Below are 14,510 nucleotides of genomic sequence, written 5' to 3' on the forward strand. Positions count from 1 at the left end.
TAGAAACTCAACCAAATCAGTACGTTATTTGCTCTATTTTGAGGTTCTGTCTATTCTATAATAGAAGCTTTTTTAAGAGATGTCCTATGTGGAATCTTAAAAAAGTGAAGGGACGGCACGCTTTGATACTTTACAGGGATCAATCGGTTAAGTGCTAATTCTGACATGGTAGTGAACATTATGATGCCAGGATGGAGGAATTTCCAATGGCGAAGCAGTGGATGGTTTTAATAGGGTGTGTGGTCTTGAGTTTATTGACGACTGCTTCGTTAGCACAATATCGAAATGGTGTTTTTTCAGTGGAGTACTCAAAGGCCTCCCCTATAAAAAATATCCCTCTTAAAAAAGCCACATTAATAATCAAAATCTACTATTATGGATATCCCAAAGGGCATTTCTCAGTGGTCACGGATGAAAAACAACATTTTATCATGGGTTATGATGATAAGTATCAAATCGCTCTCGAACTCATCGCCATTTCGGGACAGGAACAATATAAGGCCTTATGCCGTGGAGAATCGAAACCAGGGCAGTTGAAATTAATAGTCGTCTGTAACCCGTATAAGAAAAAGACCTTATAAAGAGGCGGTGTGACTTTTGCCTCATAGTGCTCTATGTGAACTCATGACCAATAATCGCTTGGGCGCTTTGCAAAATATTCTGAATTTCTTCCGTAATTTCTTCTTGGCGCATTAAATTAAGACGATGGTTTAATGCATTTTTTTTATTTTCTAACCGATCTAATGCCTGGTTTAAATGAAACAGTCTTTGATGATTCTCCGCAAAAAACGATTGATAAAAAATCGCATAACACATGGCCAGTAAATAATGCTCCACCAAGTCAGCGAAAAACTGGTCTTTGGAACCATTCAAAACAGGTGGCACAGAAAAAGGAGGCGCAGGACTTATATCCAACTCTTTAAAGGGCTGCCAGGTTTTTACTTGAATTTGATTGTGCTCTTCCTCATTGAAGAGAACAGTCCATTGCCAAGAGTGCCATGTCTTATTTCTTTGCAATAAGGCTCTTTCTAACGTGTGTAACACGTTTGAAATCACGGCTGGGATTTCTTCAATGGCATTGGGTCCATCGATTGTTGCCATGACACGAGAATCATTAGCCATTTTTAATGCTAGTTTATGCCCTACAAGAACGAGTGCTGGTTCCCATTCAGAATGTTGCTCGTTGTGCGCGTCTAACTGATGAAGTACATTATCATTAAAAGAACCACAAAAGCCGCGTTCTGAGCCAATAAGAATAGAAACTAAGGGAGGATTTTCTTGTTGATTCATGGGGGGCATGGGATAGAAACTTAAAAAATCATGGCTCACCTCACGAATGGTTTTAATGACGTTGTCCTGCATGGAAAGACATTGAGTGATTTTGCCCAGTTCAATGAAAGAAAGATTTTTCATGGCCGTCATAATGTGGCCAATTTCTTCTAAAGTATGAACATGTTCTTTGAGTTTGGTTCGTTTCGTCATGATACCATCCGGGTATTAAGTGATACTCATTGCTTTGGAGTGGATAATGAGTCCGTTCTATGCCATTAGCCATTCTTTTATCGCTTTTTTCCATTGTTCTCGTGGGCTTCCCAAGGATAAAGTGCTTTGTTTTATTTCTTCCTCTATTTTTTTGAGCATTTTGGGGATGTCTTCTAAATTCAATTCGTCAAAGAAACCCTCATTGTAAGCAATAAGCCATGCGAGTTGAAATTCAATGGGTAGTGGTGAAAAACGTTCTTGTTTTAGAATTTCTCTTAAAACTCGCCCTTTTTGAATCTGCTTTTGCATTTTGGCATCCAGTTTCGCCCCAAAGCGGGTGAACAGTTCCAAATCAAGAAATTGCAGGTAATCCAGTTTCATTCGACCGGATTCTTTTTTAATTTGCGGATGCTGCGCTTTACCACCGACTCGTGAGACCGATTTGGTGATATCAATGGCGGGAAGAAATCCAGAAGAGAATAAGGATTCATCAAAAAAGATTTGCCCATCAGTGATGGAGATGAGATTCGTTGGAATATAAGTGGCCATTTCACCTTCTTTGGTTTCGATAATAGGCAACGCCGTCATACTACCGCCGCCCAGAGCAGGGGAAAGACAGGTGGAGCGTTCTAATAAACGGGAATGCAGATAAAAAATGTCCGCAGGAAATGCCTCACGTCCAGGAGGTCTACGCAGTAAAAGGGACAGTTCACGATAACTATTGGCATGAGCACTCAAATCATCATAGATCACCAGGGCATCTAAGCCCTTTTTCATCCAGTGTTCGGCAATGGCGCACCCTGCAAAAGGAGCCAGATAAAGTAATCCTGGTAAGGCCGTCGCTTGGGCTACTACAACAGTCGTATAGTCCAATGCATTGGCTTCTTTTAATAATTGAATGGTAGAGCTTACCGTGGAACGTTTTTGGCCAATCAACACATAGACACAATACACTTTTTTATCTTTTTGATTCATCACAATGTCAAGGGCCAAAGCACTTTTACCAAGCCCATTATCCCCAATCAGTAACTCCCTTTGTCCTTTTCCAATGGGAATTAGATTATCAAGCATCTTATTTCCTGTGTACAATGGTCGATTCACAAAGTCACGGTGAAGAATAGGTGGGGACAGCCTATCCAGTAATCCTTGTTCTTCATGGGGCGGAATCTCACCGCCGTCTAATGGATGGCCTAGAGGATCAATCACTCGCCCAAGCAGTTTATCACCTACAGGAATACTCAATACGCGTTTCAGAGGAAAAATAGGGGTGCCTGCCTTTAATTTTTTGGTTTGTACCAGCATCACAGCGCCAACCAGCTCTTCGGTGAGGTGGAACACCATCGCGATACAGCACTCATCCTCTGAAATAAGAATTTCATCGATGGCAGCCCCTGGTAAGCCCTTAATCCAGATAATCCCATCTCCAACAGAAACCACCCGCCCTTGTTCGGATACCTTGATTTGAAATTGATAGCGCTCAAGGCGTTGTCGTTGCTTCTCAAGAAAAGAAGGGGTGTTAGACCAATTCATTTTTTGTCTCTATAAAGAATTTTAATTCATCACGAAGATTGGCTTGCAAGCACATGGGGCCCATTTGAAGGGTTAATCCCGCGAGAAGCTTTGGATTTTCCGTAAAAGAGACTGTAATTTTTTTAGGTGACAATTGTTCAATAACTTGCAAGAGATCCTGTTTCTGATGTTCTTGGATGGGGTAGGCCGTTTGTATTGAAACGGTTTCTTCTTCAGGCACAGTATGGAGCCATTGCCATTGTTCTGTCGGAATATGATGGAGCTCCTCAATGGTTTTTTTGATGATTTTCTCTTCAAGATGGGCATCCGCAAAAGGCATTAACAATTGTTCAGCAAATTTCCCAGCCAAAAGAAATGCTTCCTTGGCATTGTTTTCAATGATGGCTGCGGCTTTTTGCATTTCATGGGAAAAAATCTGCTCTTTTTCTTGATGCAATTGTTTTTCAAACTGGAGTCTTTCTTCTGATTTCCATCGTTCCATCGCCTCATGCCACTCGTTTTGTAGGGTCGCTTTCTCTTGTTGCCAATCGGCAAGACGATGTTCATAGGTTGTTTGCAATTGCGTTGCTTGCCTGTGCAGTGTTTGTGCAGTCTCTAATTGTTCTTGCACTCTTTTTTTTCGTTCTAATATGGTTTTTTGTATGGGCGCATAAAGAAAGCGTTTCAAAATCCAAATGAGAATAAGAAAATTAATGAGTTCTAATGAAAAAGTGGTCCAAGAGAGTTCCATTGGTTTTATCCCTGTTGCGTTACAAAATAAGACAATAATGGATTTCTAAAGAGGATAATCAAAACAATCACCAAACAATAAATGGCTAACGATTCGATCATGGCCAAACCAATAAATAAGGTTCTGGTGATGGATTTTTCGGCTTCAGGTTGCCTTGCCAAAGCATCTAAGGCGTGACTAATCGCGCGCCCCATGGCTAGAGCCGGCCCTATAGTTCCTATGGCAATGGCTATTGCTGCAATAACGGTTGACGCTAAACTAAACCAACTTATGTCATTCATAACGATTCTCCTTGGCTTTTAAGCTCATGGGCTTGAATGCCCCCAGCAATGTAAATTAAGGCCAGCATGCCAAAAATATACGCTTGGATGATGGCTTCAATAATATGTAAAATGAGTATTGGAATAGGGACTAAAAATCCGGCAATCATGAGGACAATCAGGGCGGTTAATTGCAAGCTCATGATATTACCAAACAAGCGGACGGCCAATGCTAAGGTTCGAGAGATTTCGCTGATTAAATGAAAAGGCAATAAAAAAGGAGTTGGCTTAATATAATGTTTCAAATACTCTCGCCACCCCTCGGCACGAATTCCAAACCAGTGTACCGATAAAAAAGTCATTATCGCAAGGGATGCCGTCACCGATAAATCCGCCGTTGGTGAATAAAATCCCGGAATAACACCAATTAAATTGGAAACAAGGATAAAAATCCACAAGGTGGCTACAAAAGGAAATATCAGCTCAACGTGGTCAGGCAATACTTCTTTTATCGCATCGTACATGGTGCTCAAAACACCCTCCCAAATGAGTTGGTACGTGCTTGGCTGTAGGAGAGAGCATTTGTAAGTGGTACTCCATGCCATGATGAATAAGGAGATCATAATGAACCACGTGGTTAAGACACTTTGTGTGATGGGTAATCCACCGATTGAAAAGGCAAAATGCGCTAAGAATCCTTCTTCTCCCACGGTTAGTCCTTAATTAAAAGATACACGTTAATGGCGCCAATAATCACCCCAAGGAGGATTAAATTGATGGTCCAACTCATGGAATACCCTTTTATTTTCTCATCGAGCCAAACCCCGAGATAGGCTCCTGCAATGATGGGTAACACAAAAACAAAGCCTAAAGTACCCAGGTAAACTGTTTGGGCTAATAACGTTGATTTTCCTTTTTTAGCTTTATTGATTTTGCGGACGTTTCGTTTCACTTGTTGTTCCAGTTCCTTGTTTGAATTTTTAAATTCCATAGCTGTTCTGCCGGTTTAATTCCCATAAACGCTTTAACATTTCTTCATCCAAACGATGCACGCTTTCTTTAGTGCGCAATAGGTTGTTTTCTTCCCAATGTAATTCTTCCTCCAGGACCCTTTGTATGGCTTGGTATTCTTGATGTCGCACATAATGTCTTGTCGCAATATGCAATTGATTGTCAATGAAATAAACCACGGCACCTGGTAAGGCTAAGTACTCCGTCTCTTGATTCTCATCACGAAACCAGGCCAAGCCGAATTTTAAGCACGTCATCATGCGGCTATGATGAGCTAAAATCCCAAATTGCCCAGAAGCATCCTCACCCACAAAACTGATGACCTTATCGATTTTTTCATATTGTGTGGCACTCTTAAGATGGATAGTAAAAAGCTCCATGTCCGTCGTTATCTCCCTTTATCCATGGCACCCCTCATGTAACACTCTTCTTCTGAAAATTCATCGTAATCGCCTCTTAGAAAGGATTCGCAATCAGTTAATGTGTGTTCTAATGAAACCGATTTCCCTTCCATTCCTGTTTGAAGCTTGGTGACATGAAAGGGTTGGCTAAGATAGCGTTGCAGTTTGCGTGCTCTTAACACAATAGCACGGTCTTTAGGAGAAAGCTCTTCAATCCCCATCATAGAAATCATGTCTTCTAATTCTTGATAACGTTCCAGGTGTTCTCGTACGGCTTGTGCAATGGAATAATGTCGCTCGCCCAATAGGATTTTATCCATAAATTGACTCTTGGAAGCTAAGGGATCCACGGCGGGATAAATGCCTTTGCCTGCTTGTGCGCGAGAGAGTACTATGATGGAATCCAAATGAGTAATAATCCCGGTCACCGCCGGATCGCTCATATCATCAGCCGGAACATAAACCGCTTGTACCGAAGTCACTGCTCCTTTTGCAGTCGATGTCATGCGCTCTTCAAGTTCCGCTATCTCAGTCATTAAGGTGGGTTGATAACCGACACTAGCCGGCATTCGGCCAAGTAACCCCGAAATTTCACTGCCGGCTTGCACAAAACGATAAATATTATCCACAAGAAAAAGAACCTCATGGCCCAACGTATCACGCAAATATTCCGCATAAGTTAATGCCGATAACCCTGTGCGAAAACGCACTCCCGGTGATTCGTCCATTTGACCAAACACCATGAGGGTTTTATCCATTACGCCTGCGGATTTCATCTCATGCCACAATTCATGTCCCTCCCGAATACGCTCACCAACACCAGCAAAGACGGAGGTTCCTTGATGCAATTGAATAATGGCATGCATCAATTCCATCAGGAGTACGGTTTTTCCAACTCCTGCACCACCAAACAATCCTGTTTTACATCCTCTGACGAAAGGGCAAAGTAAATCAATGACTTTAATTCCAGTCTCAAGAATGGTTTCTTGAGTGCTCGTCATTTCAAGTGGCGCGAAGTTGGCCAGAACATCACGATATTCATGGGTTTCTAATGGCGGGGCTCCGTCTAACGGCTCACCAAAAATATTTAAAAGGCGGCCCAAGCATTCTTTTGAAACGGGAATTCGTAAGGAAGTGCCTTGGTCATAAACTATTAAACCTCTTTGCAATCCTGAGGCACGGTGGAGCGTGATGGCTCTCACATGATGCTCATCAAGGTGCTGACACACTTCCAAAATGTATTCATCACTGTCCGTGTAAGTTTTAAGAGATTGATGCAAAGGAGGTAGTACATCACAATGTATCCGGACAACAGGGCCATTGATTTCGATTATCCTGCCGATGGGAGTTCCATGAGTTTGAGCAACAGCCGTGTTTTTATCCATCATTTTCCAATTGAATTCATGACCCATGAATTAGGTGTCGTCCTATTCTCTCTATTTTTACATCACTTTATGGAATTTTAATATAACAGAGTTTGAAAACAGATAGCAAAATGCTAATTAATAACAGCTCGCCTGAAAGTATCTAAAAAACAAACACTGTGTGAGATCTCATTAATCAGCTTCTACATAGGTCACTTTGCCACATGATACATCAAGCCACGCCTTTAAATAGAGTTCGACGAAATAGGTAGGTCCTGAATGGGGACAATCTTAATGAGCTACTGACCTATAATAGGGCTCATAGAAATCTCATAGAGCCCTGGTGATTGGTTTAAGTGCCCTAGCATAGGCCTCTTATAGAACATTTATTGGTTTTTCATCATGGGGCATCCCATCATTTGTCTATCCATCATCATCTGCATCATTTGCATCATCATTTGCATCATTTTCGTACGCTGCTCCATCGTTTCGGGTTGTTTAGCTGCATCATCCTGCATACTTTTCATCATCTTCATGCCTTTTTGCATCGCATGCATGCCTTCTTCCATCATGGGCATTTGTGTTTGCATCAACGATTTCTTTTCTTCCGTTGTTTTTGCATTCATAAGCTTATCATGCATCTCCTGCATTTGTTTTAGTGCTTCTTGCATTTGTTTCATTTCGTCTTGCAGTTGGGTTGACTGCTGATTAGAGCTTTGCATTCCCATGCTATTCGTATTATTCATTTGAGAACCAGAAGACATGTCTTCTGCAAAGAGTGGTGTGGCAACCAAACTGCAAGCAGTCAATAAAATGAATACATTCCGTTTTAACATAATGAAATCTCCTTATTATTTTTTCAATGAATTGTTTGGACTGAACATCCTACTATAGCACTACATGAACAGGGGATGAAAAGCAAAAAACATACCTGCTCAGGTTAGTGCCAACCTATTCCTCCCGTGTTGTGTCCTTCATAAGTATGAGAAACACGGTGTGAATTATTGGTCGTTGTTGATGGGGCGCAAGAGATCAACAAAAGTATCGCGCTCATTATCCCAATAACTGCTTTAATAAGCCTCTGCTTTGGCATATCCATGCTCCTTGCAATGAAATCATGTGATGGCTGAATCAATAGAAAAACAACTAACCTTATTTTATAAATCCTTTTTATAATATAGCACCGTTTAGAAATACGCAGTGCCAGTCATGACTACTTGTTGAAAAAATCAGTTGTCTTTCGGAATAGGGAATCTATACCTCGCCAAGCTTAATATAAGTTCAAATTATTATTTGAATTCACTGCCAAGGATGTGAATAGATGTTGGAGTTAAGGAATACGATAAGTAGGGTATTTAATTATTGCGAAGATTCTACCATTCTTTTATGAAGAAATTTTAAGATTATTCAAAAGGAAAAAATTTTTGGCTAAAAGTATTTTTAAATGCCACAATAAAAAAGACCATGTTCTTAACATCCAATAAATAAGCTCAAAAAGGGAAGAGAATAAGTATGAAGCATTCGACTTTAGTAAAAAAATCAATAGGGCTAATTTTCATTTGTTTGTTCTTTTTATTGTTTTCCTGCAGTTCCTACATTCCTAAAGAGGACTCAAAAGGTAACATGCCAGTTAAGAAGCGATTTGGTGGCTATCATGGCTATCATCACCACAGACATGGGCATTGACACCATTAGAAATGACCCAATGAACACTCATTATTAGTGATAATTAATGCCTGATATCGTATGAAAATATTGAGTATATGAAAACAAGTACTTTTGTTATAACTTTATTAATTTTCCTTATCCTGCAAGCATTTTTTACATGGGTTTTTATTTCAACGGCATTAAGAATTTCCCACTTCTTTATCAAGCATTAGATTAGCCCCTTACTCATTATGGTTTATGAGGCTGAGTTTTTAGTTATTTTCCTCTTGAAGCTCACATAAGTTGAGGGCGGGAACAACTCATTTGGTGTGACTTCTAATCCTTTAAGAATTTTTAGAAGATTTAAAATGGTTATATTGGCTTCGCCACGTTCCACAGTCCCGTAGTAACCCCGATTCATTTCGATGAAATTGGCAAAACCCTCTTGAGAAAAACCTTTCTCTTTTCTGATTTTGCGAATTTGTTTGCCTAGTACAATTAAGTCGGTTTGTTTTTTCATTCAAAAAGCATATGTGCTATGCTTCATATATAGCCACACGGTATGTCTATCATTTTTGAGTTTTGTTTAGGAAATGGTAAAAATAAAATCCTATTTTGTTATTTTTAACATTGTTAATTTTTAACACGGTAAATAATCGTTATTTGAACTATATTGATACGATTAGGAGAAGAAAATAATACCTGGCTCACTGGATAGTTATCAGGAATTAAAGTAGGTTAGAGTTCTTTAGTTAAATTGAGCGGACTCATGAGGAATTCATCTGTAGGTAAACCAATTTTAGTATTGAGAAATGACGTGCTACTTAATTAAAAGGGATTTAAAGATTTGTTTTATGCTGGAGACCATAGATGAAAGGTATCGTTTTTACCTCCTTAAATGACATGATTATAGAACAATTTGGCATAGAAACCTGGGACCAACTCGTATCCTCACTAGACCTTCCAAGTGGTGGAAGTTATACAGCAGGCGGCACTTACTCGGATACAGAATTTCAGCAATTGATTCAGGCCATTGCGAAGAGGACCAATCAGCACGCTTCTGTTTTTTTAGAGGCCTTTGGTGAATACATGTTTCCTATCTTATCAAGTAAGTACGCAATTTTTTTAAAAAAGGACATGACATTAAAAGAATTTTTAAAAAGTATTGATGGAACAATTCATGTGGAGGTAGAAAAGTTATACCCGGATGAAACGTTACCTACCATTAGTTATGAAGAGCCCACTGCAAACCAATTGGTTATGGTGTATCGATCGCATAGAAGACTCTGTCATTTTGCAATGGGGCTCATCCAGGGAGCAGCGCAACATTTTAAAAAGAAAATTACCATTAAGCAGACTCACTGCATGTTAAAAAAAGATGATCATTGTCGTTTGGAGATTACCTTTGAGTGATGAGAACAAAGCATTATTTGAGCGCTCTTATTATCGCGAAAGAAAAGCTCGCGAGGAAGCCGAATTATTATTGGAAAATAAGACAAGGGAACTTCATTTACTGAACCAGGATTTGGAAAAAAAGAATTCTGAACTGCTAAAAACGCTAAAAGACTTAGAAAGCGTACAAAAGAAATTATCGAAATTAGCCCATTTTGATGTATTAAGCCGATTACCCAATCGATTGCAGTTTGAACTGGATTTAAAACGTGAGATTGCTAGGTCAAAAAGATACGGTCGTCATCTGGCTCTGTTAAGCATCGATTTGGATTTTTTTTAAAAATGTGAATGATCGCTTTGGTCATGATGTCGGTGATGGTCTATTGCGTGAAGTAGCGAAGCGTCTTTGCTCAAGTCTTCGCGAAGAAGATTGTGTGGCTCGATTGGGAGGAGATGAGTTTGCAGTGATTCTGACAGAAATTAATAATCCACAACAGGCAAAATTAGTGGCCAATAATATGATTCAAACGATGGGTCAACCATTCCTTATTAAAGGCCATACCGTCATGATTGGACTAAGTATAGGAATTGCTTACTTTCCTGATGCTGGTGAGGAGGCAATAACCCTTCGTAAGAATGCCGATATTGCTTTATACAACGCCAAAGAATGTGGTCGAAATAATTGCCAAATCTTCACACCGTCTCTTAGAAAACAATATTCAAAACGCTTGGGAATAGGAACCGAGTTGCATCTTGCTTTGGAGCGACAAGAATTTTTTCTTGTTTATCAGCCCCGGGTTGACTTAAAAACGAATTCTATGGTTGGAATGGAGGTCTTATTACGTTGGCAACATCCCAAGCGGGGCGTTGTTTTTCCTGATGAATTCATTTCCGTTGCAGAGCATTTTAACTTGATTATTCCAATTGGTGAATGGGTCTTACGAACCGCGTGTAGGCAGTATGTGGATTGGAAAAAGAGTTACGCTCCTTTCAACTGCACCCTGGCGATTAATATTTCGCTTCATCAATTTCAACACAAAGGGTTTATTTCTTCTGTGAAGCACATTTTACAAGAATATCAAATGCCATCGGATTGGTTAGAGCTTGAAATTACGGAAGCAACGGCAGTCAATTTTTTGGGAAAGATTGAAGATACATTAAGTACGCTTCGCAATATGGGGGTAAAGCTTGCTTTTGATAATTTTGGCTCAGGCTATTCTTTTTTATCTCACTTAAAAAATTCACCAGTCCAATCCATCAAACTGAAACAAACCTTAATTGAAGATGCTCATCTCAGGGAAAATGATAATTTAATTATCAAATCGACGATTGCTTTGTCGCAAGAGTTAGGATTGAATGTGGTTGTGGGTGGTGTCGAAACAGAAGAACAACTCAATTTTTTACGGTCAAGTCACTGTTTCGAAGTGCAAGGCTATTACAGCAGTAAACCGTTAACAGTAGGACAGATGACGCAATTTATCGAGGAAAGGAACTCCAAAGGGCTGTAGCTTTATGTTGTTTCATTCCTATCAAAAAATAACACCAGTTAGGTTACCAAAAATAATTTAGCCTAAAATGGATAAGTTAATAAGCCCCGCTTTATTGACCAAAATCGATGGGTTAAATTTTGTGCTATGCTGTATTATATCGTGTTGATTATAGAGCATAATATCAGGGATGTCGGCCATGAAGGGACTAGAAAAACAATGCTGTCCTAAGAAAAGAATACTCACTCAGAGTCAAGAATTGCAAGAAGGGGTAGATTTCTCGTGTTGTGCACCGGCTGATAGAGGTACTTCCGATAACTTCTTTCCATTTTTCACTCGATTAGTGCAAGCCAACTTGGCTAAATGGACGGCAGGAATAAGTCCTGCTGCCATCGGTTCTTCTTATTCCACCTGGCTTTGGCAATTGGCCCAATCCCCTGGGGTTTTGTGGGAACTTGCTTTTTATCCGGTTTTTCATGCCAAGGATTGCATTAATAATATCGTTTGTGTTGAGCGTGCTGCGGATGGTAAAGACGTGCGTTTTAAAAAAGACAGTTGGCAGCCTATGCCTTGGCGTTTATTCGCCGAAGGGTTTTTGCAGATGGAAGATTGGTGGCGACGCGCCACAACGGACGTGCCAGGATTACCCAACCAAGTGGAACGTACTGTTTCATTCTGGGCGCGCCAATGCCTTGATGCCCTATCCCCTTCCAATTTTGTTTGGTCTAATCCTGATTTATTTCATGAAGCCATGCGCACTGGGGGACTTAATCTCATCCAAGGCGGCCAAATCGCGCTCGAAGATTGGTTAGAAAAGCTAACCGGTGCACCACCTACAGGTTCTGAACATTTTATCCCAGGGAAACAAGTAGCTATTACTCCAGGGCGGGTGGTCTTTCAAAATCATTTAATTGAGCTCATTCAATATGAAGCCCAAACGAAAACAGTCTATAAAGAGCCGATACTCATCTTACCAGCCTGGATTATGAAATATTATATTCTCGATTTATCATCACATAACTCCTTGGTGAAGTGGCTCGTAAGTCAGGGACACACCGTATTTATCATTTCTTGGCGAAATCCTGACAAAGAGGACCAGGATTTGGGGATGGATGATTATTATCGGCAAGGAGCTATGGCTGCATTTGATGCGGTATCGACTCTTTTTCCAGAAACTAAAATCAATCTGATGGGGTATTGTTTAGGAGGTACCTTGGCTATGATTACGGCAGCTGCGATGGGCAGAGACAAGGACGAGCGTTTAAACAGCTTGACACTCTTGGCAGCCCAAGGGGATTTTACTGAGGCTGGGGAATTAATGCTCTTTGTAACTGAAAGTCAAGTGGATTTTCTTAAAAGTATGATGCGGGAACAAGGGTATCTGGATACCAAGCAAATGGCTGGTTCTTTTCAGATGTTGCGTGCTTATGACTTAATTTGGTCCAAAATGGTTCAAGATTACATGCATGGAATGCGACGAGGGATGATTGATTTGACCGCTTGGAACGCAGATGCCACCCGGATGCCTTACAAAATGCACAGTGAATACCTTGAAAAACTCTTCTTAAGGAATGATTTTGCCGAAGGGCGTTATACAGTGGAAGGAAAGCCTGTGGCTGCTGAGAATATTAAGTTACCTGTTTTTGCGGTGAGCACTGAAAAAGACCATGTAGCACCCTGGCAATCCGTCTATAAAATCCATCTTATGACTGAAGGGGATGTGACCTTTGTTCTCACTGGTGGTGGGCATAATGCGGGCATCATCAGTGAGCCGGGTCACCCAGGACGCTCTTATCGTGTTCATGAGCAGAAACAAGGCGAGGCTTACTTAAATCCTGAGAGCTGGCTTGCGATGGCAGAGAGGCGGGAAGGTTCCTGGTGGCGAGAATGGAATGAGTGGCTAGTCCAGCAAAATACTAAAAAACGCATTGCATCATCGGTCATGAATCCCTCACTGCCAGAGGCACCAGGAACTTATGTGCTTCAGAAATAAAACGCTCTTCTTTGAACAATAGGAGCGCTGTATATTAGTAAGCGTCCGATCCAATAAAGCCGCATCCATTTGCTTAGCAAATCCTCTAGGTGGATGGCGGCCACCCTATCAATGTTTAAAATAACAGTGCTCAATGGACTTTTGAGTGAGTTACATGTATTGCCCACCATTAATATCAAAATTGGCACCAGTAATAAAACCACTTTGCTCCTCTGCAAGGAAGGCAACAACACGAGCAATTTCTTGGGGTTTGCCTAATCGTCCCACAGGAATTTGGGCAACAATCGCTTCTAAAATATCGTCCCTTAGAGAGGCGAGCATCTCAGTATTGATATAGCCAGGAGAGACGGTATTCACTGTAATGCCTTTTTTTGCGACTTCTTGTGCCAGACTTTTGGTAAAACCGTATAATGCGGATTTAGTGGCCGCGTAATTACACTGGCCGAATTGACCTTTGCGTCCATTCACAGAAGAAATGGTGATAATACGTCCATAACTATTATCCAACATATTGGATAACACGGTTTTCGTCATATTAAAGACACTATTCAAATTGGCATTGATGACATCCTGCCATTGTTCTTGAGTCATTTTTTTCAAAGTGGCATCGTGTGTCACACCGGCATTGTTCACTAGAATATCGATTTTGCCGTATTTTTCGATGACCAAGTCGGTCAGTTTCTCACAATCATTGAAGGAAGAAATATCGGCATAGACAATGTCGATATCAAATCCTTGCATGGCTTGTTTTTTCTGCCATTCTTTCGCTAAGTCATGATTGCCCTGTTTGAAATAACAGGCGATGACTTGATAATCTAACTTTTGCATTTCTTGGCAGATGGCAGTACCTATACCACCAGTACCACCTGTGACTAAAGCAACTCGTTGGTTCACTTCCTTCCTCCTTGATGGTTTTATGCAGAAAAAATAGTTTTATTGTTATTAGGATGGTATTAGCATAAGCCTAATGGCGTTATTTAATCACTTCTACTTCTTCAGCCTGAGGTCCTTTCTGTCCTTTTCCCATTTTAAAAAGAACGGTTGCCCCATCGGGAAGTGTTTTAAAGCCGTCACTTTGAATCGAACTAAAGTGGACAAAGTAGTCTTTGCCACTGCTTTCAATAAAACCAAAACCCTTGTCTTTATTAAACCATTTGACTTTACCACGAATTTTGTTAGTCATTTTTTGTTTATTTCCTTATAATCAAGTGGG

General features: G+C 40.5%; 16 protein-coding genes and 1 pseudogene. 4 read left to right on the forward strand and 13 right to left on the reverse strand.

Features of this window, described 5'->3' with window-relative positions:
- The first annotated feature begins 206 nt into the window (after positions 1-206).
- Positions 207-581, forward strand: coding sequence for a hypothetical protein (locus EL201_RS05510; RefSeq protein ID WP_013101362.1), 375 nt, complete (start codon positions 207-209; stop codon positions 579-581).
- Between the two features lie 31 nt (positions 582-612).
- Here EL201_RS05510 and EL201_RS05515 read toward each other — a convergent pair whose 3' ends face one another.
- The 11 genes from EL201_RS05515 to EL201_RS05560 all read right to left on the reverse strand — a co-directional run bounded on the left by EL201_RS05515 (position 613) and on the right by EL201_RS05560 (position 8,945).
- Entirely contained in the window at positions 613-1,482 is an 870-nt protein-coding gene (locus EL201_RS05515) for a F0F1 ATP synthase subunit gamma (RefSeq protein WP_013101363.1), read from the reverse strand.
- A 57-nt stretch (positions 1,483-1,539) separates the two neighbouring features.
- Positions 1,540-3,012: a F0F1 ATP synthase subunit alpha gene (locus EL201_RS05520; protein WP_010946783.1), complete on the reverse strand. Its 1,473-nt coding sequence runs from the start codon at positions 3,010-3,012 to the stop codon at positions 1,540-1,542.
- On the reverse strand, positions 2,999-3,742 hold the full coding sequence (locus tag EL201_RS05525) for a F0F1 ATP synthase subunit delta (protein ID WP_013101364.1): 744 nt from the start codon (positions 3,740-3,742) through the stop codon (positions 2,999-3,001). Before EL201_RS05525 ends, EL201_RS05520 begins: the two co-directional genes overlap by 14 nt.
- 5 nt (positions 3,743-3,747) lie before the next feature.
- Entirely contained in the window at positions 3,748-4,023 is a 276-nt protein-coding gene (locus tag EL201_RS05530; RefSeq protein ID WP_011946148.1) for a F0F1 ATP synthase subunit C, read from the reverse strand.
- Positions 4,020-4,673, reverse strand: a complete 654-nt coding sequence (locus tag EL201_RS05535; protein WP_224750874.1) for a F0F1 ATP synthase subunit A — start codon at positions 4,671-4,673, stop codon at positions 4,020-4,022. The genes EL201_RS05530 and EL201_RS05535 overlap by 4 nt, the downstream gene beginning before the upstream one ends.
- Positions 4,674-4,714: 41 nt before the next feature.
- Positions 4,715-4,993, reverse strand: a complete 279-nt coding sequence (locus tag EL201_RS05540; RefSeq protein WP_011946150.1) for an AtpZ/AtpI family protein — start codon at positions 4,991-4,993, stop codon at positions 4,715-4,717.
- Complete coding sequence (locus EL201_RS05545; RefSeq protein ID WP_011946151.1) at positions 4,983-5,393, reverse strand: F0F1 ATP synthase subunit delta/epsilon; 411 nt, start codon at positions 5,391-5,393, stop codon at positions 4,983-4,985. The genes EL201_RS05540 and EL201_RS05545 overlap by 11 nt, the downstream gene beginning before the upstream one ends.
- A gap of 8 nt (positions 5,394-5,401) precedes the next feature.
- Positions 5,402-6,799, reverse strand: a complete 1,398-nt coding sequence (atpD, locus tag EL201_RS05550; RefSeq protein ID WP_013101366.1) for a F0F1 ATP synthase subunit beta — start codon at positions 6,797-6,799, stop codon at positions 5,402-5,404.
- Positions 6,800-7,164: 365 nt separating this feature from the next.
- The gene (locus EL201_RS05555) at positions 7,165-7,614 is read right to left on the reverse strand and encodes a hypothetical protein (protein ID WP_013101367.1); all 450 of its coding nucleotides are present in this window, start codon (positions 7,612-7,614) and stop codon (positions 7,165-7,167) included.
- 104 nt (positions 7,615-7,718) lie between these two features.
- Positions 7,719-7,871, reverse strand: a complete 153-nt coding sequence (locus EL201_RS15650) for a hypothetical protein (protein WP_165481402.1) — start codon at positions 7,869-7,871, stop codon at positions 7,719-7,721.
- Positions 7,872-8,681: 810 nt separating this feature from the next.
- The gene (locus tag EL201_RS05560; protein ID WP_013101369.1) at positions 8,682-8,945 is read right to left on the reverse strand and encodes a helix-turn-helix domain-containing protein; all 264 of its coding nucleotides are present in this window, start codon (positions 8,943-8,945) and stop codon (positions 8,682-8,684) included.
- A gap of 350 nt (positions 8,946-9,295) precedes the next feature.
- Between EL201_RS05560 and EL201_RS05565 the strand changes: the two genes are divergently transcribed.
- The 3 genes and pseudogenes from EL201_RS05565 (at position 9,296) to EL201_RS05575 (ending at position 13,297) form a co-directional block, all read left to right on the forward strand.
- Complete coding sequence (locus EL201_RS05565; RefSeq protein WP_013101370.1) at positions 9,296-9,838, forward strand: heme NO-binding domain-containing protein; 543 nt, start codon at positions 9,296-9,298, stop codon at positions 9,836-9,838.
- Positions 9,804-11,325: pseudogene (locus tag EL201_RS15920) on the forward strand (putative bifunctional diguanylate cyclase/phosphodiesterase). Before EL201_RS05565 ends, EL201_RS15920 begins: the two are co-directional and overlap by 35 nt.
- 178 nt (positions 11,326-11,503) lie before the next feature.
- Entirely contained in the window at positions 11,504-13,297 is a 1,794-nt protein-coding gene (locus EL201_RS05575) for a PHA/PHB synthase family protein (protein WP_013101373.1), read from the forward strand.
- 150 nt (positions 13,298-13,447) lie between these two features.
- Here EL201_RS05575 and phbB read toward each other — a convergent pair whose 3' ends face one another.
- Both phbB and EL201_RS05585 read right to left on the reverse strand, forming a co-directional pair.
- Complete coding sequence (gene phbB / locus EL201_RS05580) at positions 13,448-14,191, reverse strand: acetoacetyl-CoA reductase (protein ID WP_011215167.1); 744 nt, start codon at positions 14,189-14,191, stop codon at positions 13,448-13,450.
- Positions 14,192-14,270: 79 nt separating this feature from the next.
- The gene (locus tag EL201_RS05585; protein WP_013101374.1) at positions 14,271-14,480 is read right to left on the reverse strand and encodes a cold-shock protein; all 210 of its coding nucleotides are present in this window, start codon (positions 14,478-14,480) and stop codon (positions 14,271-14,273) included.
- Positions 14,481-14,510: the final 30 nt, after the last annotated feature.

Source organism: Legionella pneumophila subsp. pascullei (assembly GCF_900637585.1).
Classification (GTDB): domain Bacteria; phylum Pseudomonadota; class Gammaproteobacteria; order Legionellales; family Legionellaceae; genus Legionella; species Legionella pascullei.

Excerpts from the sequence above, each read along its gene's own strand:
- EL201_RS05510 (WP_013101362.1), top strand. The coding sequence starts at position 207 with ATGGCGAAGCAGTGGATGGTTTTAATAGGGTGTGTGGTCTTGAGTTTA.
- EL201_RS05515 (WP_013101363.1), bottom strand. The coding sequence starts at position 1,482 with ATGACGAAACGAACCAAACTCAAAGAACATGTTCATACTTTAGAAGAA.
- EL201_RS05520 (WP_010946783.1), bottom strand. The coding sequence starts at position 3,012 with ATGAATTGGTCTAACACCCCTTCTTTTCTTGAGAAGCAACGACAACGC.
- EL201_RS05525 (WP_013101364.1), bottom strand. The coding sequence starts at position 3,742 with ATGGAACTCTCTTGGACCACTTTTTCATTAGAACTCATTAATTTTCTT.
- EL201_RS05530 (WP_011946148.1), bottom strand. The coding sequence starts at position 4,023 with ATGAATGACATAAGTTGGTTTAGTTTAGCGTCAACCGTTATTGCAGCA.
- EL201_RS05540 (WP_011946150.1), bottom strand. The coding sequence starts at position 4,993 with ATGGAATTTAAAAATTCAAACAAGGAACTGGAACAACAAGTGAAACGA.
- EL201_RS05545 (WP_011946151.1), bottom strand. The coding sequence starts at position 5,393 with ATGGAGCTTTTTACTATCCATCTTAAGAGTGCCACACAATATGAAAAA.
- atpD (WP_013101366.1), bottom strand. The coding sequence starts at position 6,799 with ATGGATAAAAACACGGCTGTTGCTCAAACTCATGGAACTCCCATCGGC.
- EL201_RS05555 (WP_013101367.1), bottom strand. The coding sequence starts at position 7,614 with ATGTTAAAACGGAATGTATTCATTTTATTGACTGCTTGCAGTTTGGTT.
- EL201_RS15650 (WP_165481402.1), bottom strand. The coding sequence starts at position 7,871 with ATGCCAAAGCAGAGGCTTATTAAAGCAGTTATTGGGATAATGAGCGCG.
- EL201_RS05560 (WP_013101369.1), bottom strand. The coding sequence starts at position 8,945 with ATGAAAAAACAAACCGACTTAATTGTACTAGGCAAACAAATTCGCAAA.
- EL201_RS05565 (WP_013101370.1), top strand. The coding sequence starts at position 9,296 with ATGAAAGGTATCGTTTTTACCTCCTTAAATGACATGATTATAGAACAA.
- EL201_RS05575 (WP_013101373.1), top strand. The coding sequence starts at position 11,504 with ATGAAGGGACTAGAAAAACAATGCTGTCCTAAGAAAAGAATACTCACT.
- EL201_RS05585 (WP_013101374.1), bottom strand. The coding sequence starts at position 14,480 with ATGACTAACAAAATTCGTGGTAAAGTCAAATGGTTTAATAAAGACAAG.